The sequence below is a fragment of the Bacteroides faecichinchillae JCM 17102 genome (assembly GCF_000614145.1).
In the GTDB taxonomy this organism is placed as follows: Bacteria; Bacteroidota; Bacteroidia; order Bacteroidales; family Bacteroidaceae; genus Bacteroides; species Bacteroides faecichinchillae.
Window position 1 is genome coordinate 1 of record NZ_BAKK01000024.1, and the last position, 22,492, is coordinate 22,492.

Sequence of the window (22,492 nt, forward strand, 5' to 3'; positions counted from 1 at the left end):
ACAGATTGCCAGCGCGAAGATTCCGCTCTCACGCATGATTTCGCCACAGCTCTACTGGGTGATGTCGGACAGCGAGTTCACGCTCGACATCAACAACCCCGAAGAACCGAAGATTCTCTGCGTGGGCAACAATCCCGACCGACAGAACATCTACGGGGCGGCCCTCGGCCTCTACAACTCCCGCATCGTGAAACTCATCAACAAGAAGGGGATGCTGAAATCGTCGGTCATCATCGACGAGCTGCCCACCATCTACTTCAAGGGACTGGACAACCTCATCGCCACGGCACGCAGCAACAAGGTGGCGGTGTGTCTGGGCTTTCAGGATTTCTCGCAGCTGGTGCGTGACTATGGCGACAAGGAGGCAAAGGTGGTGATGAACACCGTCGGCAACATCTTCTCCGGGCAGGTGGTGGGCGAGACCGCCAAGACGCTTTCGGAGCGTTTCGGCAAGGTGTTGCAGAAACGGCAGTCCATCTCCATCAACCGTCAGGACGTTTCCACCTCCATCAACACACAGATGGACTCGCTCATTCCGCCCAGCAAGATTTCCGGCCTCACGCAGGGCATGTTCGTGGGTGCGGTCAGCGACAACTTCGATGAGCGCATCGAGCAGAAGATATTCCATGCGGAGATTGTGGTGGACAACGCAAAGGTCGCCGCCGAAACGAAGGCCTACAAGCCCATTCCCGTCATCACGGACTTCACGGACGAGCACGGCAACGACTGCATGAAGGAGAAGGTGCAGGAAAACTACAACCGCATCAAGGACGAGGTGAAGCAGATTGTAAAGGACGAGCTGGAGCGCATCGCCAGCGATGAAAGCCTGAAGCATCTGCTGCAAAGCAAGTAAGAAAAAGGCGGTAGTGGACAAAGATTCCGCTACCGCCTAAAATGAAGAACGCCCTCCAAGTATGCTGCCTTGCGGCTCGCCTGGAGGGCTTATTATCTTTTAGTTTTTGAAACTTTCTATGTTTTGACGGTGCAAAGGTACGGCTTTTTCTTGAAACCGCCATACTTTTTCTCCGTTATTTTTCAATCTTTCCACATTTTTTCCTCTTCCCAGCCTTTTGGAAAGCCCATTGAGTCAAGTGAAATGACGTTTTTATACTCTTCGAGCAGTTCCTTCAACTTGGTTTTGAACTGGGAGGTCGGATTGGCCACCTGCAACATATAATTGATCATGCAGAAGAAGTAGTAGTTCTTGCTCCTCTTTGCCGTGTCCGGGTTGCTTATCCATACCAGACGTTTTGAAAACGATAGTTTCTCTGGGACGATATTCAGGTCACGGTTCCACAGGCGTGAATGGTGGGCGCAGATATTACGCACATAGTTCATCGTGTGCAACCACGAGCAGAAGGTCTTGGGAGGCAGGGCAAAATAGGAGGCGATGCCGTTGATGTCGGCACGGTTCTTCAAGCCTGTGCATATCTTCGACAGGTGGTTGAAGTACATGATCTCCACACTCATCCATGAAGGTGGATTCTCCGGCGTGTCGTATTTGTTGTGGTAATGCTGGATAAACACCTCTGCCCTGTTGCTGTGCAACTGCTCCTTGATATGGCTTTGAATTTCCCGATATACGTCAATGGTGATTTTCCTGCCGTCCCTCAACGTAACTTCTCTCGGAGGAATGAAGATATGGGCATTGTCTTGCCAATGCGAACCATACTTATGGCTGAGCTGATAAATAATCTGCGTGCGGATGGCCACCTCCAGCCGTTCTATGGCATCAAATACCAACAGGCGCAGTTTGCGGTCGAACACATACAGGTCGTAAATGTCATCCCACGTCGTACCTTCCTTGAAGGTATCAATAATAATACCGTTCTCCTTTTTCTTGTATGGCAGCATGTACGCACTGAGACGATAGTAACTGATATTGGCGAGATGCCTTTCGGCACGCTTCCTGTCAGTTACTATCAGACCTCGCGAAATCAGCAGTTCCACCTGCTTTTCATAGGTCAGTGGCGGTTTGTTGAATATTTCCATACAGCGATGAATGCAAAAATTTCTGCAAAGGTACTACATTTTCTTGTATTTCAGGACTTTTTGCTATTCATATTTTACAATATGGACAATATTTCCGTGCATTTTTATCCCATGAGCAGTCCCGTTTACCGCCTCATCCGCTCCAATTCCTCATCCCGTCGAATCTTCTCATTGAGTTTCTTCTGCATCTTGTCGATGAAATAGGTACGGCTGGGATTCTTGCGCAGTTTGATGGCAGAATAGTAGCGGTAGCACTCCTTGGTGTCGAGCCCGAAGAACTCGTAGAGGGCAGGGGCGAGCACCTTCAGAGGGGTCTCTCCGTTGTCAATGCAGCCCATCTCGCTCAGCCCGTAAATCAGTTCCACGAGGTCGAGGGTGTTGCCCGTCCATTGCAGGGACTTTGGCGTTTCGCTTTTGGCGGCAGTAATATTGGTTGGATGGATGTTGGATATCAGTGGTGGCACTTCGGTGTGGTGTTGGCTGGCGAGCTGCATCATCTTGCGGATGAAGGCAATCGCCTTCTTGGCATGGATGCGCATCTCTTCCTCAACGATGTCTATCAGGAAGCGCAGTTCTATCTCGGCGAATGCCAGAGCGACATGTACGTTGTCCACCGCACGCCTGCCCATGCAGCACTCGATGATGTGTTCCACGAAATCATGGTATGCCTGGTGGATACATGCGCTTGCCAGCTCCGTTTCCCCGTTGAGTATTCCGAAGAAATCTGTCTTTGTCAGTATGGAGTATTCTTTCATGCTGTTTGTTGTTATGAGTTTGACACTTGATTGTTTACGTGATCACACTCTATATTGTGTCAAATCAAGTGCCAATGGATGCCAAATGCTGACATAGCGAGCATAACCAACTGATTATCATCAATAAATAAAAATCATCATTTCCGAAGTGAACAAAAAGAGGTGTAAGGTTTCCTTACATTCCGTAAGTTGGCCTTACACCTCCCGTATTACATTTCTCACCATTTTAGAGCTTTCCCAAGTCGTACTTTTCTATCTTCTCATAGAGCGTCGGACGGCTGATGCCCAGCAGTTCCGCCGCTTTGCTCTTGTTCCATCTTGCCCGTTCCAAAGCCGCCAAGATGCGCTGACGCTCCTCCCAACCGTTCTTCAACGTCAAGGGATTGTTCTGGTTCTTCAAGGACACGTCCAGTTCCAGCAAATCGGGGGTGATTTCTCCACCATCCGCCATCAGCACGGCTTTCCTGATACAGTTGCGCAACTCACGCACATTGCCCGGCCAACTGTAGGATAGCAACAGCCTTTTGGTCTCTTCCGTAAAACCGCCTGCCTCGCATTCCGTCTCCTCGTGGAAGGATTCCTTGAAGAACTCCGCCAGAGGCAGAATGTCATCGGGACAATCACGCAAGGGCGGCAGGTGGATGTCAAACTCATTCAGACGATAATACAAATCCTGACGGAAAGGACCTTCCTCTATCGCCTTCTTCAAGTCCTCATTGGTGGCAGCAATGACACGCACGTTGCAGTGCTCATCACGCTCGCTACCCACGGGACGGTAGGTCTGCTCCTGCAAGGCACGCAGCAACATCACTTGCGCCTCCATGGACAGATTGCCTATCTCGTCCAGAAAGAGCGTACCGCCATTGGCCTGACCGAAGAAGCCGACCTTGTCCTCTGTGGCTCCCGTAAACGCTCCCCTCTTGTGTCCGAACAGGGCGGATGCCGACAACTCCTTGGGGAGGGTTCCACAATCCACAGCGATGAATGGCTTGGAAGAACGGTTGCCGTGCTCATGGATGGCCTGCGCCACATGCTCCTTTCCACTGCCATTCTCACCCGTTATCAGCACGCTGATGGAAATGGCTGAAACCATCTTCACCTTCTTCATCATGACCGTATAGGCATGGCTGTTGCGTTTGTAGATGACCGCCTTCCTGCGTTTCGTCTCGCCAATGGCATCTTGTATGGTTTTGAGCAGGCTATGCTCGTCTATCATTTTCTTGGGCAGATAGTCTTTCGCTCCCAGCTTCATCGCCTTCACCGCCGATGTCACATCCTCATTCTGTGTCATCACGATATAGGGAATGGCGATTCCACGCTTACGCATCCATGCCAGAATCTCCACACCGTCACCATCCGGCAGACGGATGTCTGCCAGCACGCATACATACGTATTCTCGCCGCCCAGCATCTTCTTGGCAGAGGCACTATGGCAAGCAGTCTCTACCTCATATCCGTGGGGACGCAGCCAGTTGCCCAGATAGCGGGCGTATGGGGCATTGTCCTCAATAATCAGTATCTTACCTTTGGCATCTGTCTTCCTCCTTCGTGTCTCGGCATAATCCAAGCAAGCTTGGCTTCTACTCTCGGCTTGACGTCGGTTCTTCTCCATATGCCTCCTCCTTTCTGCCAGCCAGCTCTGCCAGTCTTTTACCCTGCACTTGTATCTTGTCTGTCACTTTCTCGATTTCTGTCCATTCAGCATCCTCCCTCTTATAAATTCTTCTCAATTCCAGCAGACAATCGTCAATCCTCAGCATCGTCCAAACCGGTAACAGATGATGTACCATATCAGTCAAGGCATCCATGTCCTGCCTTCGCACGATGTCCGCAAGGACTTCCATGTCCCTTTGGGTCTGTTTGCGCAAGATGTGCAACATTTCCTTTCCGTCTTCTTCTTTTACCAATAATGGAGAGAAGTCAATCTCATCGGTTTCCTCCTCATGACCGTTTCGCTCTTTTCCTCTTTCCAATGCTGCATTTACTGCGGCGTAGAGTTCCTCCCTTGCGAAAGGCTTGTACAGGCAGCCGTCAAATCCGGCTTCCATCAGTTCCTCTTTCTTTCGGGGCACATGGGCGGTAATGACCAGAACGGGGACTTCCTTAGAATTGCCCACATTGGAATTCCTCAGCAGTTCCAGCAGCTCGTAACCGTTCATGCCGGGCATCCTGATGTCCGTCAGCAGCAGGTCGTAATGTCCCTCACGCAATCGCTCTACCATCTCAGATGGATTTCTGCAAATGTCGCAATGCACACCGGCATACTCCATCTGTTGCTGGATAAGGTTCAGTATCACCTTGTCATCATCCACGGCAATGACACGCAGGTTTTTCGGCAAGTCCGTTGTTCTCAACTCCGGTATGTCTTCCTTGATCCCGCTTGCTGACGGAAGCGGCAATGTAATCCTGAATGTGGTTCCCTCACCTTTTTTGCTGTCCACTTCAAGTTGTCCGCCAAGCATTTCGGTCAGTTCCTTCGTGATGTTAAGTCCCAGCCCGAATCCTTCCTGAACGTCAGCATTTGCCAATCGTGCAAAAGGCTCAAAAGCACGCTTCTTTTCTTCGTCGGTCATTCCGGGTCCCGTATCGCCGACTTCCATAGTCATCATACCGTCCTCAAATCTCACAGACAAGGTGACACACCCCTCATCGGTAAACTTGATGGCATTGGACAGAAGGTTCTGCCCGATTTGCAGGATACGTTCCCGGTCGCCTGAAACGACGGCCAATCCGTCGCCCACATATTCCGTATGCAGGGAAAGTCCCTTTTCTTCTGCGGCAACAGAAAAGAGTCCTCCCAATGTCCGTTCGATAGATTGCGGAGAGAACAATACCGGATTGACCCTGACTTTCCCAGCCGTCAGCCGATAATAGGAAAGCAGTGTATTGAGCAGGCTCTGCATCCGTTCCCCAGCTTGTTGTATATTCTGTTTTATTTGGTTGACCTCGCCTTCACACGATATATCCGGCAACAGTTCCGCATATCCCATTACGGCAGACAAGGGAGAACGCAACTCGTGACTCATGGTCATCATGCACCTTTCCTTCTGTTCCAGCATTTCCTGTTTTTCCTCGTTCAGGACTATCAGCTTCAGTCTTTCCCTATAACGCCTGCGAATGTCCCTATGGATAATACTGTAAAGCACAAAACTGAGCAGCATCCCGAACAAGGTCAATCCTGCGATATAGGAGAACGAATGCCGGCGCATGGAAAGCATCTCTTCCATTTCTGCGACACGCTGTTCGGTGGATGCCTGCTGGAACTCGTGCATCAGTCGGGCGAAATTCTTGTTCAGGTACTCGTTACGGAGGCGTAGACTGTCCGTCTGCATTTCCATCCGAGAACGTAAGCTCTCATTCCTTTCGCTGATTTCTTCCCTTAATTTTGTCAGTCTGCCAACGGCTTGTGTCCTCGACTCCGCTGCTTGTTCAACGGGCTCCTGCTTCCTGTTCTTTTTCTTGAAGAGGCGTCCTATCCACGAGCCTTTCTTCTGTTCCGAATCCTTTTTCAATTCCCGTATGGCTTTTTGCTCAACGAGGGTCATTTCCCGAATCTGGCACTCTATAAGGCTGTCTGTATGGGCAAGGTCTTTGAAAGTCCCCATCAGGCAGAGCACCTGCAGGCTTTTTTCGGCCAGTATGGATTTGGCCGAGTCAATACGTTCCAATTGTTTCTCTTCCGGATAAAGCCGTTTCAGGGAATCAAGCATCTGTTGTGCGGCAAGGTTCTTCCTTTCATATTCCTCATATCCTTCCTTGTCTGCCGTAAAGGTATGCAGTTCAAACATGGCGAGGTCGAACATTGTTTCAAACGTCCTGTTTGCCTGTTTCCAACGTTCCGCCGTCTGTTCTTCTTCCTGTACGGCACACTCTATGTTGCGATATTCTATATAGACAAGGGCTGCCGCAGTCAGCACCAGCCCTATCAACAAAAATACCCCACAAAGATCTTCATGTACAACCTTTGTGGGGGCTTGTGGTCATATTTTATCTTCATCTATGTCTTTCCCTTTCAATTTTGGGCTGCAAAGTTACTTATTTTTTTGCTTTTGAAACATATATTTATAGTATAAACCTCCCCAAAAATATCAAAATCGAATATTTTCTTCCAATTCAGTGTTTTATCTACGTTGTTTTGGCAGGCATACATGTCATTTCTCTGTTTCATCACATGCACGCCTGATTTCGTAAACCATCCACAGGACAAACACACTTTCAATGGCAACAAAAATCACGGCAGCTGTCACTCCCCACCAATGGGCTATGAGCATCACCATGACTACCTCTATGCACAGAGCAACGAGGATAGTAAAAGCTAAAGACAAGATTCTATTCATTCTACGGTAACTGATTTGGCAAGGTTTCTTGGCTGGTCAACATTCCTGTCCTTATTGATGGCAATGTAGTAGGCCAGCAACTGCAAGGGGACGGAAACAACGAGAGGGGTAAGACATTCGGGCACGTCGGGCACTTCAAGGCAATGGTCGGCGATCTCCTTTATCGCATCGTTGCCCTTGGTGATGATGGCGACCACCGTACCGCCACGAGCCTTCACCTGTCTAACATTACTGATGATCTTGTCATACAGCGAGTCGGTGGGAGCGATGACCACGGTGGGCATCTCGCTATCCACAAGAGCAATCGGCCCATGCTTCATTTCCGCAGCGGGATAACCCTCCGCATGGATATAGGATATCTCCTTCAGCTTCAGTGCACCTTCAAGAGCGGTGGGGTAGTTGTAGCCTCGGCCGAGATAGAGGAAGTTGCGAGCGTAGGTGTATATCTTCGAGAGGTTCTTGATTTGGTCATCAAGCCTCAACACCTCTTTTATATAGATGGGCATGTTCTTCAGTTCCTGTGCAATCCGCTCTACGGTTGCCTCTTCCACCGTGCCACGCATCTGCCCCACGCAGAGGGCAAGCAGCGTCAGCACCGTCACCTGTCCCGTAAACGCCTTCGTGGAAGCCACTCCTATCTCAGGTCCCACATGGATGTAAGTCCCGGAGTCAGTGCTTCTTGGTATAGAGGCACCCACCACGTTGCAGATACCATAGACAAAAGCCCCCTTGCTCCTCGCCAACTGTATGGCGGCGAGCGTGTCTGCCGTCTCACCCGACTGTGAGATGGCTATCACCACATCGTCTTTCGTGATAAACGGACTGCTGTAGCGGAATTCTGAGGCATATTCCACCTCCACCGAAATCCCGCACATCTCCTGTATCACGCGCTTGCCTATCAGGCGGCGTGCCACGAAGTGCCGCAAGCCACAATCACAATGCGGTTGGCGTGCACGAACCGTTCCTTGTTCTCGATGACGCCCGACAGCACTATCCTACGGCAGTCATCGGTGATACGCCCGCGTATGCAGTCAGTCAGCGTTTCGGGCTGCTCGAATATCTCCTTCAACATGAAAGTATCATATCCGCCTTTCTTCAACTGTTCCACACTCATCCTCAGCGTCTTGATGTCGAGCTTCGAGGGACTTCCGTCGGTTAGCGACTCTATCTCCACCGTCCTGCACGTTTGACCAAGGCTATCTCATTGTCCTTCAAATACACCACCTTGTCGGTATATCCCACTATCGGCGTGGCATCCGAAGCGATAAAGGTTTCTCCTTTGCCAATGCCGATGACAAGCGGGCTGCTCTTCCTTGCAGCAACAAGCATGTCGGGCTTGCCTTTCTCCATTACTGCGATGGCGTATGCTCCCTCCACCTGTCTCAATGCTTCTTTTACGGCATCAAAAAGAGTGCAACCGTTGGTTTGTTTCACATAGTCGATCAGCTGTACCAACACATCCGTGTCCGTCTCACTGACAAACTTGTAACCGTGCTGTTCAATGGCTTTCTTCAAAACGGCGTAGTTCTCGATGGTGCCGTTATGTACCAAGGCAATGGCCTTACTTTGCGAAACATGGGGATGGGCGTTGACATCATTAGGTTCGCCATGCGTCGCCCAACGGGTATGGGCGATGCCGATTGTCCCCTCAATATCTTTTCCTGCCACACTCGCTTCCAAGTCTGCGACCTTTCCCCTTGACTTGTACACGCTCATCGAGCCGTCCGCTCTTCCTAAGGCTATCCCTGCACTGTCATAACCCCTATATTCCAATCGGTGGAGTCCCTGTATCAAAACATCATAGGCATCCCTTTTGCCTATATATCCTACTATTCCGCACATTTTTCTTGATTTTGGCGTTCATACTAAAATTTGATTTTTAAATAAAAAGGAGAGAATAGACATCTGCATAAGTATGTCCTATCCACTCCTGAGAAATGGGATTATTTCAGATTCTATAATCTGAGTAATTCTAATATGGAAGTTTGCGTAAATTAGAGTCTATGAAATATTTGTTGTGATGGGCTTATAATGAAGCTGTTGTATGTTAATGTTTGCAATCAGTTTGTTTGTGTCAGTTTTGAGAACAGAAGAATCTATCTGTTGGATTTCGACTGTAGTCCAATTCAACTTCAAAAGAGCGTATCATTCCTTTGAATAGCATCATATTGAGTTTGTCATAATCGGGTGAAAGATGATGCAGAATCTCTTTCTCTCCCTCTGTGTCTGTTATTGTTACCTGATAAATGCTACAGTCTTCTGCTTCTGCGTGGTCAAAGTGTGATGGTGCCCCCATAATCCGTTGTAAGTTAGATTAGTCATTAAGTTATGAATAGTTCTGTTATATTGGTTGTCCTTATGATTGAGTGCCATGAGTATATGTTCATGCCAAAAGTCAGTTTACAAGGCAGATTCAGTATCTGTCCGATTTTTCTTAGAGGCACCATGACTCTTGCTTTGGCTACCGGGTATGAGTACAGCCATCTGCCTTTTAGAATCGGAAACATATATTCGTTGCCATCCCTGAAATATTTGTCTATGATAGCGAGTGCCTTCTCTCCAAGTATTACATTCCTTTCGTTGCCTTTGAGCCGACGTCTATAGGTCAGCACATTGCCTTCAAGATTGGATATTCTGAGGTTGGCCACATCAATAAACTCCATGCCCTGCGCGTAAAAACCGAACATGAACACATCACGTGCGAACTCAAGCGATTCATCGTATGACAGGTCTATCTGTTCAATACGGCGGATTGTTTTGATATCCAATACATTTGTTTCGGATTTCGGGCTGTTTCGCAATACTGTCGTCTTTATATCCGATGGCCAATAGAAGACCTTTGGCATCAAGTTTTCTTTCTCTGCGCGTTTCAAAACGATATGCAATACACGCAGATAGGATGAGGCGGTAGCCATTGACACCCGTTCGGTAAGGTATGTGTTGTATCCCGAAACAAACGAATGAGCCATCCTTGATAGAAGCATATCCGTACCATTGAGGTTCTTGCTTTGGGCTTAATTATTTGATGCTAAGTAATTTGGTAAACAATAAGAACAGAAATATCTATCTGGACAATGATGAATTCGGTTTTTATTCCGAAACCCGACCCAATCCCGTGATTGATTTGGGCATCAAACAGTGGATATGCAATCAGGACAGGCATTACCAATGGTAGTCAAACCGCTCTATATCTTCCTCCACAAGGTTCGAGCCTTGCTGCACCTCGATGAAAGTGAGTGGGGTGTTTGCCCGAAGTGCATGAAGCATCCCTTGGGGAATGGTTATGACATCTCCACGCTTCACCGGCTTGCGTTCTCCGTCAAGCACAATCTCTCCCTCGCCGTTGATGAAAGTCCAAATTTCTTTACGGCAGTTATGCTTTTGGTAGCTGATGGAACAGCCGGGACGCAACGTGAGTTGTTTGGTCAGGGCGCAGAAACCGTCGGGAAATTCCACATAGTCGATTACCTTGTACTCTCCCCATCGCCTTTCCTCGTACATCGGACGCTTGCCGATGCCGTCCACTATGTGCTTGAGGTTCTCGCTCAGTTTTAATTCTGATACGAGTATGCCGTCGGGAGAGGCTGCGACAACAAGCTCTTTCGTACCGATGCAGACCACAGGTATCTCCAGCTCATTGATGATATATGTGCCGTCGGTAGCTTCCTCATGGACATTGCCGTAGGCATGGCTGCCAAGCTCATCGGTGAGGGTGTTCCATGTGCCGAGGTCTTTCCACTGGCCGGAATATGGCACGACCGCTACCGAGGCGGCCTTCTCAACCACAGCGTAGTCGAAACTGATTTTTGGCAGATTGGCATAGTCAGCCCTCAAAGAGTTGAACCCTGCACCTTGTCTCACATTGTTGACAATATCCATAAGATACCCGAGCCGGAAGGCAAATACTCCGCCGTTCCATAATGCTCCTTCTTCAATGAGCTTCTCGGCAGTAGCCACATCCGGTTTCTCCGTGAAACGTCTTACTGCCACGGCATTGCCTCCGTCGCATGGGGATTCAGGCACGATATAGCCGTATTTTGCTGAAGGATATGTGGGCTGTATGCCCATCAGCACCATATCGGCAACGCCGTCGCTTACAGCGTCAGCCATCTTTGCGAGAGCCGTAAAATAGCCGCTGTCAGTATAGGAATCGCAAGGCATGACTATCACCGGCTCGTCCATCACAGTGCTTTGGTCGGCAAGATATGCACAGGCGAGCATAATTGCCGGAAATGTGTCACGTCTGCACGGTTCCGTCACCACGCTTATGGAATCGCCGAGCTGATTCTCTATTGAATCTTTTTGGTTTAATCCGGTGGCGATTACTATATCGTCGGTAAGTCTCGTAGATTTAATCTGACGCACAACCCTCTGTATCATCGACTCTTTCGAGCCGTCGGGTGCGGTCAGCAACCGCAGGAACTGCTTGGAGCGGGCATCATTGGAAAGAGGCCATAGGCGTTTGCCCGAGCCTCCGGATAATAATATGATTTTCATTCTATATGGTTTTATTATGTATAGGTTTTAATTTTGCATTCGCCATAGCAAAACCTACAGGATCATTATATATGGTGGATTCCGATATGTTAAAGTACTGTTCAAGCGCATTTTTGATTTTTTTCTTCGCCGTTACATGTATTGGAATAACCTTGATGGCATCATTATCCGCAACCATAGTGTTCAGCCCCAATATAAAAACGCTATCCTGTCTCACTATACGATTGTTTATAGCTTTGGGATACCAAAGGTAGAAATGAGGTGATGAGTTTTGTAAATCTCTGCCTTGTAATTCTTTTAGCAATGTATCTATACTTCTGTCTTCATCGTATTCTATTTCTACTAATGTTCCTTTGCCTAATGCTTTTTGAATATCCATAATATATAGGAATCCGGTTTTGTCGAAATTATCTTGACATGCAAACCATAGCGAAGTAAGGATGTTCTTGCTAAAATCAATAAGACATGTAGCTCCTCCGTTATGTTGGATGTCGGATAAGACTTCAAGATCGCTTCCTACATACTGGGATGGGAACTGCCGCCTTGCCTCTGTCAATAGCAACATCAGATATGATATGGCGGCTTCATCGGTAAGATTATCATTTTCTACCAGACGAATCAGATAGCCAGATGAAATAGTATGGGCATCAGGTGAGATACGCTGACCCTGATGTTCTCGTGTATCCTTGCATTTGAACAATGCCGTAACACCACGGAACAGATACTTTCCTTCCGCACTGAACTGAGCCAGTTTTTCTATTTCCAGAATTGTTTTTCCAATTACATTTATACCTTCTATCTCATCTTCAAGAATAACAGAATTATCCTTGAAAAGGAAATCGTGTGCCGCATTTAATATCTCATCAATATATTTTTTGCTGCCATCTAATGGATTGTATATGACTAAATCGGAGTACTTTGCATACGATAAATCTTGTTTCGCTTTTATTATACGAGATTCTATTTCTGTATTTGAGTCTGCTTCACGCAAACTCAGCCGCTCACGGAGTTTCTCAAGAGATATAGGACTGATAAAGATAGTAAGGATAGAAGCACCGAAACGTTGTTTGATGCAATTCATCTTTTCCGGTGTGATTTCAAAGATAAAATTATTGTCTGGCTTTTCAAATTCACTTATTTCAGTCCCATAAAAATGGTCTTTGAAAACCTCTTCATACTCGACAAAACTTTCATCCAATATCTTTCTCCTAAATTCATCTGGAGTTATGAAGTTGTAGTTTATACCATTCAGCTCTCCAACACGAGGTGCTCTTGAGGTGGTTGACACAGGGTATTTTAGGTTCAGCGCAACCTCATCCATCAGCCTTCCTATTATCTCGTGTTTCTCTACGCCTATAGTTCCCGATATAGCAATAGTGTTTCTTCTCATAATTTACATGCCCTTTTTGAATAAATTATGTCTTAATCTGAAAGTATAAAATGCTATTATGCTTTATCAAACCCAGGCTGAATATAGCCTAATAATTCTGTTATTTTTGTGGTTACAAGTTCTGCCCCCTCGTTTTCTGCGTCTTCGCGATACCCATCCAATGATTTGGATGAAGAGTATATCACCAACGGTGTTGAAGGATAGTTCTTGTTCCTGATTCTTAATAGTTTTAGACCTTCATCCGGAGAATCTCCTCTTCTCATATCGGATATTATCAAAGCGTAATTATTTTCAGAAAGTTTCTTTTGAGCTTCTGCTGTGGTCCTTACTCTATCGAACGTAGCACCACTTTCGGACAACATATTTACAATATTGTCGTTATTCCTTGGCTTATCATCCACCCACAAAACCTTATTTAAAGAGACGGGACTATTATATGATTGGTCTTTCAAAGGACTGTTACTTGTACCTGTTGGACGCCTCTCAGACAGTCTTACCGATAGTTCCATAATCAATCGGTCAACCTCTTTTATTCTTGTTGTAAGCACTTCATTTTTTGCTTCAAGATCCTTTTGAAGTTTCTTAATGTGGATTCCTAACAAGCTATCAATTTGAGCATCACATCGCTTTTCAACGGCCTTTGAGATATCATCTTTTGTCCGCCAATTCATCCATGCTATGACTGCACCGAATATGAACGTGCCAGCGGAAATAATGAGAATCATTTTATCGAAGGACCTTTCAAGGAATAATCTATGTTCCTTGGCATCCTCACGGATAAATTGTTGATACTGAAGCGTAACATCATTTTGTTCCTGATTGGCACATTGATTGATTCCCGATGTGAAGAGACAAAGTATGAATAATATTACATTGCTCATCGCTCAGCCCTCATAGGATTATGAAGGAAGTCGTCGTAGGCGAGGCGGATGCCGTCGGCAAGTTCAGTCTTGTAAGTCCAGCCGAGGTTGGTGGCTTTGCTGACATCGAGTAGTTTGCGAGGAGTCCCGTTGGGACGGGTACTGTCCCAGAGTATCTCGCCTTCATATCCGATGATGGAGGCGACAAGTTCTGTGAGTGCCTTGATTGTATGCTCCTTGCCGGTTCCGGCGTTGACGGTCTCGTTTCCGCTGTAGTTGTTCATCAGGAACACACAGAGATTGGCGAGGTCATCGACATACAGGAACTCGCGCAGCGGACTGCCGTCGCCCCAGCAGGTCACGCTCTTTACCCCGGACTCTTTTGCCTCATGGAATCGTCGGATAAGAGCCGGAAGCACATGGCTGTGTTCAGGATGATAGTTGTCGTTCGGTCCGTACAGGTTGGTGGGCATCACGCTGATGTAGTCCGTACCGTACTGTCGGTTCAGGAACTCGCAGTATTTCAATCCGGAAATCTTCGCCAATGCGTATGCCTCGTTGGTCTTTTCCAGCTCGGAGGTAAGCAGGCAGTTTTCAGGCATCGGCTGGGGCGCCATACGCGGGTATATGCACGATGAACCGAGAAACTCCAGCTTCCTGCAACCATTGCGCCATGCCGAGTGGATGACATTCATTTCCAGTATCATGTTCTCGTACATGAAGTCTGCCAATGCCGATTGGTTGGCGATGATACCGCCCACCTTTGCTGCGGCGAGGAATACATATTCGGGCTTTTCTTTGGCAAAGAAGCGTTCCACGGTTTCCTGACGAGTCAAGTCCAGCTCTTTATGTGTGCGTGTGATGATATTCGTATATCCCTGACGTTGCAGTTCACGCATGATGGCAGAACCTACCATTCCGAGATGCCCTGCCACATAGATTTTTGCGTTTTTCTCCATTTCTTTAGCGAATAGTAAATGTTGATTTTTTATCAAGTTCGTTTAATATCGATCGAATAATTGTATTTTCGAATGTGTCAACTACTTGCCGAACAAGTTTTAGCTTATTCTCATCAAACTCAATCTGCCCTCCTTCATTCAGAATATCTTGGAAAGGCTGCAACGATTTCATAAATTCCACATCCAATGATTCATTAAAATCATACAGTGGAACACCCACTAATGTACTGTATAACATTCTGGAATCATCATCAATATTTTCAGATGCGAAAAAGTTGTTAATGTGAAAATCCTGATAGATGGCTCTTATTCGGCTGTTGACCGAATCTACAATTGTTGCTATAAGGTTATGTTTGACTCGTTCTTTTTTATCCTCGTTGATCGGTGTGAAAAATAGCTTGTTGATTCTATTTGCATATTCTAAGAAGAACACACAACTGCCTGTCAGAGCCATTGATGAGGCAATCGCCTGATTCACTCCGCAGCCACTTAAGGACTGGCTGAAATGATTAAACACGAAACTGTCAGCGGCCAACTCTTCCAAAAAGCCCTCATTCTCCAAATCGTCTTCAATGATTGCATCATAAGCTTCTTCTGCGAGACCTCGTATTTCGTCAAAATTTATCCCTATTGCCTTGAAATCCGCATTCGGTACATAATCTTTGGATATATTAAATGATCTGTTTTGAAGAAATTGTTTTACATCGTTCACGAACAGTTGATATGAACTTCTGTCATTTCTAAACCTATGGTGAGCCAGTTCATGTAAAGTCATCGCCATGACCTGGGCTGGAATCCATTCAGGATTTTGCGATAACAGATAGTGAAATCTATCGGAGGATGATTCGTATTCTGCCTTAATCAAACCCAATATCGTTGACGCTCCATCTGCATTGTTGAAATCCAACATACCTTTCAACAATCGGTAATAGAGGAAAAGATTGGGAGTGCCGAAATAATAAAAAGCCAGCCATATATGAAGCGATTTGTCAATATAGATGTTTTCGGTGTTTATATAAGGCAAACAGAAACCGTTTTCAGAGAAACGCCGGAGCCGGAGATTGTAATTATATTCAGCATTGTATTTGTCCACAAATGCCTGAGCCATCGAATAAAGCCTGTTCATACCTCTATCTCAAAGTATTTCTTCATCAGTTGTAAGAACTTCGCCTTTCCAAGATTGATAAAACTTGAGCCATCGTACATTTTGACGGAAATTTTAATCCTATTCCATGACTCCTTTGAGATGGCCTTTACAATCTCCGTGAGAAGATTCGCTGCTATTCCACACAAGATGGGATTTTCTGCGAATATGGTTATTATTTCGTTTATTCCTCCGCCTGCACCCTTGGTTTCCTCAATTCTACAATTATCGGAAACAAGTTTAGACAGTGCAATTTTGTCCTCTTCCGGCAGATCAGATATTGTAATTCTTATTTCTTGCATAACCGTAATTTTTGTCGATCATTTCACGATTCCTTTCTCCAGATATTCCGCAAGGTTCATCCGCACATGTTCCGATGCACGTTCCACAGCTACCTTTGCCATGTCGGCATCCACCATGATTTTCACTAACTGCTCAAACGAAGTCTTCTGGGGATTCCAGCCCAGTTCCTTTCTCGCCTTCGATGGATCACCCCACAGGTTCACCACATCGGTTGGGCGATAGAAGTCGGGGGATACCTCTACAAGCACCTTGCCCGTCTTGCAGTCGATGCCCTTCTCGTCCTCACCTTCGCCCTCAAAGCGCAGTTCAATGCCTGCATAGCGGAATGCCAATTGGCAGAACTCACGCACTGAGTGTTGTTCACCCGTAGCGATAACAAAATCCTCAGGCTTATCGTTCTGAAGAATCAGCCACATACACTCCACATAGTCCTTGGCATAGCCCCAGTCACGCAGCGATGACAGGTTGCCGAGATACAGTTTCTCCTGTTTGCCCTGTGCGATGCGTGCGGCGGCGAGCGTAATCTTTCTCGTCACAAAAGTCTCTCCGCGGCGTTCACTCTCATGGTTGAACAATATACCCGAGCAGCAAAACATATTGTATGCCTCACGGTATTCCTTCACAATCCAAAAACCGTACTGCTTTGCCACTGCATAGGGCGAATAGGGATGAAACGGAGTCTTCTCATTCTGCGGCACCTCCTCCACCTTACCATACAGCTCAGAGGTAGAAGCCTGGTAAATACGGCATGTCTCCGTCAAATCACATTGCCTGACTGCCTCCAAGATACGCAGTACACCCGTAGCATCCACATCGGCCGTAAACTCAGGCGAGTCAAACGACACCTGCACATGGCTTTGTGCTGCAAGGTTGTAGATTTCATCGGGCTTCACCTTCTTCACCACTTGCAGGATGCTCATCGAATCGCCCAAATCAGCGTAATGCAGGTGGAAGTTTGGCAGTCCCTCCAAATGAGCGATACGTTCACGGAAATCCACCGATGAACGTCGGATAGTGCCGTGCACATCATAACCTTTCTCTAAAAGAAACTCAGCGAGAAACGAGCCGTCCTGTCCCGTCACTCCAGTAATCAATGCTTTCTTCATCTGTATATTGTGTTAATAGGGTTTTCATACTTTTTTATGGTGCTTCCTTCTCATTTCTTCCATCAGTAACCGTGGCAAGGTCAAAAGAATCATTGAACACCGCTTCAATTGTTTTCTCGGACTGCACAAAATGCGATACACCCATTCCAGATGGACCTTCACCATCCACTGCGGCGCACGTTTCTCATCCGTACCGCTATAGAACTTGAATGCAGCTCCTACTGCAATCATCACCCCACGTTTCAGATGCGGTTTGAGCTTAGACATGAATATCTCCTGCTTCGGGGCACCCAGAACCACCCAAATGATGTCCGCCTCTGATTCCTCCACACGCCGTGCTATATCTTCATAATCAAACTCATCCACATTGCAAAATGGCAATTCATAGAATATCATCGTAAGTACATCTGGATTCCATACCTTAATGGAATTCTTCAGCCCATCCAGAGTCCGTTGCGAAGTCCCCATAAACATCATTCGGTACTTCTGTGAACTGACAATATCATTGAATATCTGCGCTCCACAGTATTGCTCATACCTCATGCCATAAATCCATTTCAGGTAGAGCGGCACATATCCGCTGTCGCAGATAGAGAACATTCCACCGTTAATCACTTTCAGGTATTCCGGCTTGCGGTTGGCGATGTTCAGTATCACCCCGTCAGCCACGCAGATATAGTCAGGGTTTCCCTCTTTTACCTGCAAGGCAATACGATTCCACACGAGTTTCTTGTCAAACTCGTAACGGATGTTGAAATATGTATTCATATGATCATGTTTATATAAAAAATGAGTTTAGCATTACGGATTGACTAACTATACATTCCAAATGTGTTCTTCCAGGAAGTGATATTGATAATCTTTTTTGTTTTTTCGTAAATACGTCTAACAACATGTTATCTTCCTTACTGGTACATGCCATTGTAGATGAAATGTCAGATGGTTCTAAAAGGATTTTTCCATTGATTTTGTAAATGACATCACCAATACTCAATCTATCAAATAACACGCTATTATCTTGAATTTCTAAAATTATCAGCCCAATTCCACCCTCATAGATGTCGGGATTCATTAATCTTAATAATGATTGTTCTATAAAGACCTTGATATTCAAGGGGAGCTCTATGCAATCCAAAGCTTTTCTGTAATAATAGATTGCCCCTCTTCCATCAGATTCTGTGTATGAAGCTATTGCAAGTGATATTAACTTTTGGGGATCTGTTACCTCTGTTTGTGTTTCTTTATTCAGCAACGCATTATATTCCGCTGTGGTTAATTCTTCTGTCAATCCTACGCTTTTTCGTAACAATATTAAATAAGGGTCTCTAATAATCCGTTCTATTTCTAACGTTCTGAGAGGCGTTGGTATATCCTTTTTTAATATATCCGACCTTTTCGTATATAACTCATTCAATTCAATATTTAGATTTTTAATGTTTATGTCCATACCTGCTGTTATATGGGCAAATCCCAATTCGCTGATATGGATGAATAAGCAGTCTTCCTCCCCGGGATATATGTGTATGAATTCTCTTATAGATTGCAGCAGTGATATTTTGGATGTAAGCACCTTATCCTCATAGAGCGATTTGTTTTTCAAATAGAGTTCGTAATCTCGGAAATTTAGAGATAGGTAGTGCGATAAACTGGATGAGAAACTATTAAGCGTGTCATACACATCTTTTTGCCAATAGTATATGTTTTTTATGCAGTTTGCATGGTTGCTATTAAAAGACAAGTCATGTTTGGATATGTTGTATATCTCCTCTTTTAATTTAAAAGTCTGGATCAGCTGAAAGACTCCTGTTTGATACTCCTTATGAAAGTTTCTTGCCCGTTCCTGAAATGTATCTTCCGATTCATTGGGTTTACGCACATCCCAGAATTTCTGAGGAACCCGTTCTTCTATTCCATTTATCAACACACATAAATTAAGGTAATTATCTAACAATTCATCCTTTACTATTTCAACGGCATTCTTATATCTCCTTTCAGCTGTATTCTTCGTATCTCCAATATTGATATTCTGGTGATTGTTGTTAATTATATGGCCTGAATTGTTATTGGCATAAATAGTATTAGTTTGGATGATCTTTTCTTGAGGGACATTCTTGTTCCTTTTGTTCTTCTTATATTTTATTAAACCAAAGATTGCCGTTATCAAGGTTGGGACTATGCCTGATAATAACCATTCATAATTATCGTTCCAAAAATCGTACATTATATGTCTAGATTTATTAGGCTATTCCTTATATGAATCCAATTCACGAAGTGCTTCGGCGGGGTTCCTCCCATAGCGTATATTAAAATCTTGTTCATAAGCTATTTGTTATTGCCAGCAATGCTGTCATTCAAAATACCTTTTATGTTATTTTCAAAGCACTCCATTGTAAACCGTTCCTTGAACATCCGTCTACCTTCTACTCCCATTGTATGCCTTGCATCCTTATCATCCAGCAATCGTTGGATGGCATCGGCAAGAGCAACGGCATCCTGCGGTTTCACTACAAATCCGTTCTGACCGTCCTTCACCTCATCCTTTATTCCGCCCTCATCGGTCGAGATTACAGGCAGTCCGTACATCATAGCCTCCAGTATTACCAATGGGAAACATTCATTGAAATAATACGTCGGAAAAACGAGCATGTCTGCCATTTGCAAAAAGTCCTCTTTGTCTTTGCCATATTTCCTGCCATGATACACAGCTATACCTTCTAATCTTCTTGTCTCAATTTCCTGGATAAATCTCCTACCATTCAGTTCTTTTGTCTCTCCTCCCACAAAGTCGCAAACGAATCGGTATCCCTTTTCTTTCAGAATCTTCAGCGCATCGAGCAGTACCAACACACCCTTAGATACTATCAGGTTAGACAAGAACAAAATATGCGGCACATCATTGTGTCTTTCCACAGAAGTCTTTGAGCGGTTCGTATCGGGAATCCCATTGGGGCATATCATTACTTGCTCCCTCCGCACCACCTTCTCAATGTCAGCATACAGTCTCCACGACAGCAAGATAACCTTCGTGTTTCGATAGACCATCGGCAGTAGCCATCGGTATATGGGCCTATCCACATCCTTCACCATTCCCTTGTTATGCTGATGAATCACCACCTTCCTACCGAACAACTTGCACAGCAGCACAAAAGGCGCATCCTTCAGGAATCCCACCCCATGACAAGTGATGGCTAAATAACACAGGTCATACCTGTGCGATGCCAATAGCCAGCACGTCTTTGCATAAGCCCCTATGAACCTCACCGCCTTGCGTGCATACAGTGCCCATGACCTCTTGTCAATCTCCTCCATCTTTCGCGAAGTGGAAAGATTCACAAAGTCCATCTCAAACGCATTGTTCAGCACGCTACTCTCCTTGATGCTTTGACTCACCATCGATGAGCCATGCACTGGCGGCGGCAGGGGAGTTATAAATAGGATTTTGCGTTTGTCAGTATTTGTCATTGGAATAATAATTGTATCGAAAACACTGTGCCAATCCCAATCCAATAGCACAGCCTATGCCATTATTAATCACATCATTCATCTCACAACATCCGCATTTTAGAAACCATTGCATCATTTCAATACTCATGGATAGAATTAATGCTCCACATTATGTGCCATTTGTTCCATTTTATCAAAGCTGCTCCTATTCCCATCGGAATGAACATTACCATATTCAGAAGTCCCTCATATACGAATTGGCTAATAGGTGTTCCATCGAATAAATTGTAAAACGGTATCGGACGAAACTGAGTAAGGTTACCCATTTTGCGGCAGAAGACCGTATAACAAAGCACTATCACAACATAATAAAACAGGAATGCAATCAGCAGCCAATTTCTCATTAACCTTCCATTTATCAATTTAGTCAATTCCAAGAACAAACCAACAAATAGCAATGTAATCCCACTGACCATCAAAAAATCTGCTACATTCAGTCGGTCAAACAATAATTCGCTTAAAGCTCCCATCCCGAAATATGTTTGACAGATTTAGCCGGTGAGCCGACAATCAGACTATTGGGTTCAAACTTGCTCCCTGATACAAAACTGGTTGCTCCCACAACACAATTACTCGGTAAGTGAGTTCCTTTTAGGATAGTCACTCTACAACCAATCCACACCTTATCATCTATTCTTACTTCTTTGTCAGGATTGATCTTCTTTTTTGCATCATTACAGCCATAAATGGAATGGGTATCGCTATCCATCACCAAACAGTTCCAAGCAAACTGAATATCGCGACCCATCACCATACTTTTGTAGCAAACGAACTCCGAGTTGGCACTCACGGCAAAATTATCACCCAAATACATCCTCGCCCCATGCTTGACGAAAATCTTCGTCCCCAATCCGATGTGTGCAGAGTGCTGAAATACCAATTCTCCGCCTCTTTCCACCGTTAGGCAAGTGGTATGCTTAGGGTCAGAGACATCGGCTTCATGAGACCCAATGACAATCATAGCCATACCTATATGATTAACATCTTCAATCATTATTCGTCCTTTAACGCTAATGCGTGTTCCATAGCGGACATAAAACGGCAGCTTCACCGCCTGCCGCAAAGGCAAGTGTCGGAAATTAAACCACACCGACTTTGGCAGTGACAACAGATATTTCACATAGAGATTCATAATTCCATTTTTCTTCTAAAAATTTTATCTCCATAATTTCGCGTATCATTGATAATCTTGCAAGGATTTCCCACCACTACCGAATAGTCCGGTATCTCCCCTTTCACCACAGCCCCTGCACCGATAATACACAACTTACCTATCTTTGTACCTGGCAGTATCACTACACCTGCACCAATAAAGCTGTTTTCACCTATACTGACACTCTGATAAGCCAGGTCATGAAAAGCGGGGATACATTCGTTCACCTTGTCAATAGCTATCAATCCTCTTAGAAACGACCAATCGTGAGTAAGGATTATCACATTAGTAGAAATAACTACCCCCTTCATCAGCGTTAAACCGCCAGAAGCATCCAGATGCGAATGAGCGTCTATATACTCAGGAAAACCCTTAAAGACAACACCTGCCTTCTGATGAGCCCTCACAATCCATTTATCATAACTTCTTTGACTAATTAGCTTGATTGTTACAGCATACCAACGGAACAGATAAAACAATAATCTATTCATA

The 22,492-nt window shown here is 45.4% G+C and carries 23 protein-coding genes and 1 pseudogene; 2 read left to right on the forward strand and 22 right to left on the reverse strand.

The features are described 5' to 3' along the window. A partial coding sequence (locus JCM17102_RS29750) for a TraM recognition domain-containing protein (protein ID WP_148302055.1) occupies positions 1-853 on the forward strand: 853 nt, incomplete at its 5' end. Between the two features lie 182 nt (positions 854-1,035). On the opposite strand, the gene JCM17102_RS12500 is transcribed toward JCM17102_RS29750, so the two are convergent. The 4 genes from JCM17102_RS12500 to JCM17102_RS30685 all read right to left on the reverse strand — a co-directional run bounded on the left by JCM17102_RS12500 (position 1,036) and on the right by JCM17102_RS30685 (position 6,352). Further along, positions 1,036-1,992: an Abi family protein gene (locus tag JCM17102_RS12500; protein ID WP_025075377.1), complete on the reverse strand. Its 957-nt coding sequence runs from the start codon at positions 1,990-1,992 to the stop codon at positions 1,036-1,038. 125 nt (positions 1,993-2,117) lie between these two features. After that, positions 2,118-2,747 carry an RteC domain-containing protein gene (locus JCM17102_RS23660; RefSeq protein ID WP_033886801.1) on the reverse strand — a complete coding sequence of 210 codons (630 nt, stop codon included), beginning with the start codon at positions 2,745-2,747 and terminating at the stop codon, positions 2,118-2,120. A gap of 226 nt (positions 2,748-2,973) precedes the next feature. Next, positions 2,974-4,314: a sigma-54-dependent transcriptional regulator gene (locus JCM17102_RS12510; RefSeq protein WP_051572908.1), complete on the reverse strand. Its 1,341-nt coding sequence runs from the start codon at positions 4,312-4,314 to the stop codon at positions 2,974-2,976. Positions 4,315-4,327: 13 nt separating this feature from the next. Continuing rightward, the gene (locus JCM17102_RS30685; RefSeq protein ID WP_306302481.1) at positions 4,328-6,352 is read right to left on the reverse strand and encodes an ATP-binding response regulator; all 2,025 of its coding nucleotides are present in this window, start codon (positions 6,350-6,352) and stop codon (positions 4,328-4,330) included. Between JCM17102_RS30685 and JCM17102_RS30690 the strand changes: the two genes are divergently transcribed. After that, positions 6,326-6,820, forward strand: coding sequence for a hypothetical protein (locus JCM17102_RS30690; protein ID WP_159106333.1), 495 nt, complete (start codon positions 6,326-6,328; stop codon positions 6,818-6,820). The two genes, JCM17102_RS30685 and JCM17102_RS30690, sit on opposite strands and share 27 nt — an antisense overlap. A gap of 78 nt (positions 6,821-6,898) precedes the next feature. Here the strand turns inward: JCM17102_RS30690 and JCM17102_RS12525 are convergent, their stop codons facing one another. The 18 genes and pseudogenes from JCM17102_RS12525 to JCM17102_RS29035 all read right to left on the reverse strand — a co-directional run bounded on the left by JCM17102_RS12525 (position 6,899) and on the right by JCM17102_RS29035 (position 22,491). Then, entirely contained in the window at positions 6,899-7,084 is a 186-nt protein-coding gene (locus JCM17102_RS12525; protein ID WP_025075380.1) for a hypothetical protein, read from the reverse strand. Further along, a pseudogene (gene glmS / locus JCM17102_RS27515) lies at positions 7,081-8,926 on the reverse strand (glutamine--fructose-6-phosphate transaminase (isomerizing)). Before glmS ends, JCM17102_RS12525 begins: the two are co-directional and overlap by 4 nt. A 232-nt stretch (positions 8,927-9,158) precedes the next feature. Then, the gene (locus tag JCM17102_RS12535) at positions 9,159-9,380 is read right to left on the reverse strand and encodes a hypothetical protein (protein ID WP_025075381.1); all 222 of its coding nucleotides are present in this window, start codon (positions 9,378-9,380) and stop codon (positions 9,159-9,161) included. Between the two features lie 25 nt (positions 9,381-9,405). Continuing rightward, entirely contained in the window at positions 9,406-10,068 is a 663-nt protein-coding gene (locus tag JCM17102_RS12540) for a site-specific integrase (protein WP_139262180.1), read from the reverse strand. Positions 10,069-10,246: 178 nt separating this feature from the next. After that, on the reverse strand, positions 10,247-11,581 hold the full coding sequence (locus JCM17102_RS12550; protein ID WP_025075383.1) for a sugar phosphate nucleotidyltransferase: 1,335 nt from the start codon (positions 11,579-11,581) through the stop codon (positions 10,247-10,249). Between the two features lies 1 nt (position 11,582). Then, the gene (locus JCM17102_RS29025; RefSeq protein ID WP_025075384.1) at positions 11,583-12,971 is read right to left on the reverse strand and encodes an FRG domain-containing protein; all 1,389 of its coding nucleotides are present in this window, start codon (positions 12,969-12,971) and stop codon (positions 11,583-11,585) included. A gap of 56 nt (positions 12,972-13,027) precedes the next feature. After that, the gene (locus tag JCM17102_RS29030) at positions 13,028-13,852 is read right to left on the reverse strand and encodes a response regulator (protein WP_025075385.1); all 825 of its coding nucleotides are present in this window, start codon (positions 13,850-13,852) and stop codon (positions 13,028-13,030) included. Further along, positions 13,849-14,790 (reverse strand): GDP-L-fucose synthase family protein, encoded by a 942-nt coding sequence (locus JCM17102_RS12565; RefSeq protein ID WP_025075386.1) that lies wholly within the window; start codon positions 14,788-14,790, stop codon positions 13,849-13,851. The genes JCM17102_RS29030 and JCM17102_RS12565 overlap by 4 nt, the downstream gene beginning before the upstream one ends. A gap of 4 nt (positions 14,791-14,794) precedes the next feature. After that, on the reverse strand, positions 14,795-15,916 hold the full coding sequence (locus JCM17102_RS12570; protein ID WP_033886804.1) for a hypothetical protein: 1,122 nt from the start codon (positions 15,914-15,916) through the stop codon (positions 14,795-14,797). Beyond that, a complete protein-coding gene (locus JCM17102_RS12575; protein WP_025075388.1) occupies positions 15,913-16,236 on the reverse strand; it encodes a hypothetical protein in 324 nt (107 codons plus the stop codon). The genes JCM17102_RS12570 and JCM17102_RS12575 overlap by 4 nt, the downstream gene beginning before the upstream one ends. An 18-nt stretch (positions 16,237-16,254) precedes the next feature. Beyond that, positions 16,255-17,343, reverse strand: coding sequence for a GDP-mannose 4,6-dehydratase (gene gmd / locus JCM17102_RS12580; protein WP_025075389.1), 1,089 nt, complete (start codon positions 17,341-17,343; stop codon positions 16,255-16,257). 24 nt (positions 17,344-17,367) lie between these two features. Then, positions 17,368-18,111 carry a WecB/TagA/CpsF family glycosyltransferase gene (locus tag JCM17102_RS12585; protein WP_025075390.1) on the reverse strand — a complete coding sequence of 248 codons (744 nt, stop codon included), beginning with the start codon at positions 18,109-18,111 and terminating at the stop codon, positions 17,368-17,370. Positions 18,112-18,121: 10 nt separating this feature from the next. Then, positions 18,122-19,564 carry a hypothetical protein gene (locus tag JCM17102_RS31715; protein WP_245798515.1) on the reverse strand — a complete coding sequence of 481 codons (1,443 nt, stop codon included), beginning with the start codon at positions 19,562-19,564 and terminating at the stop codon, positions 18,122-18,124. A 101-nt stretch (positions 19,565-19,665) separates the two neighbouring features. After that, positions 19,666-20,805 (reverse strand): glycosyltransferase family 4 protein, encoded by a 1,140-nt coding sequence (locus JCM17102_RS12600; protein WP_025075392.1) that lies wholly within the window; start codon positions 20,803-20,805, stop codon positions 19,666-19,668. Then, positions 20,792-20,935 carry a VanZ family protein gene (locus JCM17102_RS32480; protein ID WP_081800215.1) on the reverse strand — a complete coding sequence of 48 codons (144 nt, stop codon included), beginning with the start codon at positions 20,933-20,935 and terminating at the stop codon, positions 20,792-20,794. Before JCM17102_RS32480 ends, JCM17102_RS12600 begins: the two co-directional genes overlap by 14 nt. Then, entirely contained in the window at positions 20,925-21,317 is a 393-nt protein-coding gene (locus JCM17102_RS12605) for a hypothetical protein (RefSeq protein ID WP_025075393.1), read from the reverse strand. The genes JCM17102_RS32480 and JCM17102_RS12605 overlap by 11 nt, the downstream gene beginning before the upstream one ends. Beyond that, positions 21,305-21,979: an acyltransferase gene (locus JCM17102_RS12610; protein ID WP_025075394.1), complete on the reverse strand. Its 675-nt coding sequence runs from the start codon at positions 21,977-21,979 to the stop codon at positions 21,305-21,307. Before JCM17102_RS12610 ends, JCM17102_RS12605 begins: the two co-directional genes overlap by 13 nt. Then, on the reverse strand, positions 21,976-22,491 hold the full coding sequence (locus JCM17102_RS29035; protein ID WP_025075395.1) for an acyltransferase: 516 nt from the start codon (positions 22,489-22,491) through the stop codon (positions 21,976-21,978). The genes JCM17102_RS12610 and JCM17102_RS29035 overlap by 4 nt, the downstream gene beginning before the upstream one ends. Between the last annotated feature and the right edge of the window lies 1 nt (position 22,492).

Excerpts from the sequence above, each read along its gene's own strand:
- JCM17102_RS32480 (WP_081800215.1), bottom strand. The coding sequence starts at position 20,935 with ATGAGTATTGAAATGATGCAATGGTTTCTAAAATGCGGATGTTGTGAG.
- JCM17102_RS23660 (WP_033886801.1), bottom strand. The coding sequence starts at position 2,747 with ATGAAAGAATACTCCATACTGACAAAGACAGATTTCTTCGGAATACTC.
- JCM17102_RS29030 (WP_025075385.1), bottom strand. The coding sequence starts at position 13,852 with ATGAGCAATGTAATATTATTCATACTTTGTCTCTTCACATCGGGAATC.
- JCM17102_RS12605 (WP_025075393.1), bottom strand. The coding sequence starts at position 21,317 with ATGGGAGCTTTAAGCGAATTATTGTTTGACCGACTGAATGTAGCAGAT.
- JCM17102_RS29035 (WP_025075395.1), bottom strand. The coding sequence starts at position 22,491 with ATGAATAGATTATTGTTTTATCTGTTCCGTTGGTATGCTGTAACAATC.
- JCM17102_RS12610 (WP_025075394.1), bottom strand. The coding sequence starts at position 21,979 with ATGAATCTCTATGTGAAATATCTGTTGTCACTGCCAAAGTCGGTGTGG.
- JCM17102_RS12550 (WP_025075383.1), bottom strand. The coding sequence starts at position 11,581 with ATGAAAATCATATTATTATCCGGAGGCTCGGGCAAACGCCTATGGCCT.
- JCM17102_RS30690 (WP_159106333.1), top strand. The coding sequence starts at position 6,326 with ATGGGCAAGGTCTTTGAAAGTCCCCATCAGGCAGAGCACCTGCAGGCT.
- JCM17102_RS12565 (WP_025075386.1), bottom strand. The coding sequence starts at position 14,790 with ATGGAGAAAAACGCAAAAATCTATGTGGCAGGGCATCTCGGAATGGTA.
- JCM17102_RS29025 (WP_025075384.1), bottom strand. The coding sequence starts at position 12,971 with ATGAGAAGAAACACTATTGCTATATCGGGAACTATAGGCGTAGAGAAA.
- JCM17102_RS12575 (WP_025075388.1), bottom strand. The coding sequence starts at position 16,236 with ATGCAAGAAATAAGAATTACAATATCTGATCTGCCGGAAGAGGACAAA.
- gmd (WP_025075389.1), bottom strand. The coding sequence starts at position 17,343 with ATGAAGAAAGCATTGATTACTGGAGTGACGGGACAGGACGGCTCGTTT.
- JCM17102_RS12600 (WP_025075392.1), bottom strand. The coding sequence starts at position 20,805 with ATGACAAATACTGACAAACGCAAAATCCTATTTATAACTCCCCTGCCG.
- JCM17102_RS12540 (WP_139262180.1), bottom strand. The coding sequence starts at position 10,068 with ATGCTTCTATCAAGGATGGCTCATTCGTTTGTTTCGGGATACAACACA.
- JCM17102_RS30685 (WP_306302481.1), bottom strand. The coding sequence starts at position 6,352 with ATGGGGACTTTCAAAGACCTTGCCCATACAGACAGCCTTATAGAGTGC.
- JCM17102_RS12570 (WP_033886804.1), bottom strand. The coding sequence starts at position 15,916 with ATGAACAGGCTTTATTCGATGGCTCAGGCATTTGTGGACAAATACAAT.
- JCM17102_RS12585 (WP_025075390.1), bottom strand. The coding sequence starts at position 18,111 with ATGAATACATATTTCAACATCCGTTACGAGTTTGACAAGAAACTCGTG.
- JCM17102_RS12535 (WP_025075381.1), bottom strand. The coding sequence starts at position 9,380 with ATGGGGGCACCATCACACTTTGACCACGCAGAAGCAGAAGACTGTAGC.
- JCM17102_RS12500 (WP_025075377.1), bottom strand. The coding sequence starts at position 1,992 with ATGGAAATATTCAACAAACCGCCACTGACCTATGAAAAGCAGGTGGAA.
- JCM17102_RS31715 (WP_245798515.1), bottom strand. The coding sequence starts at position 19,564 with ATGTACGATTTTTGGAACGATAATTATGAATGGTTATTATCAGGCATA.
- JCM17102_RS12525 (WP_025075380.1), bottom strand. The coding sequence starts at position 7,084 with ATGAATAGAATCTTGTCTTTAGCTTTTACTATCCTCGTTGCTCTGTGC.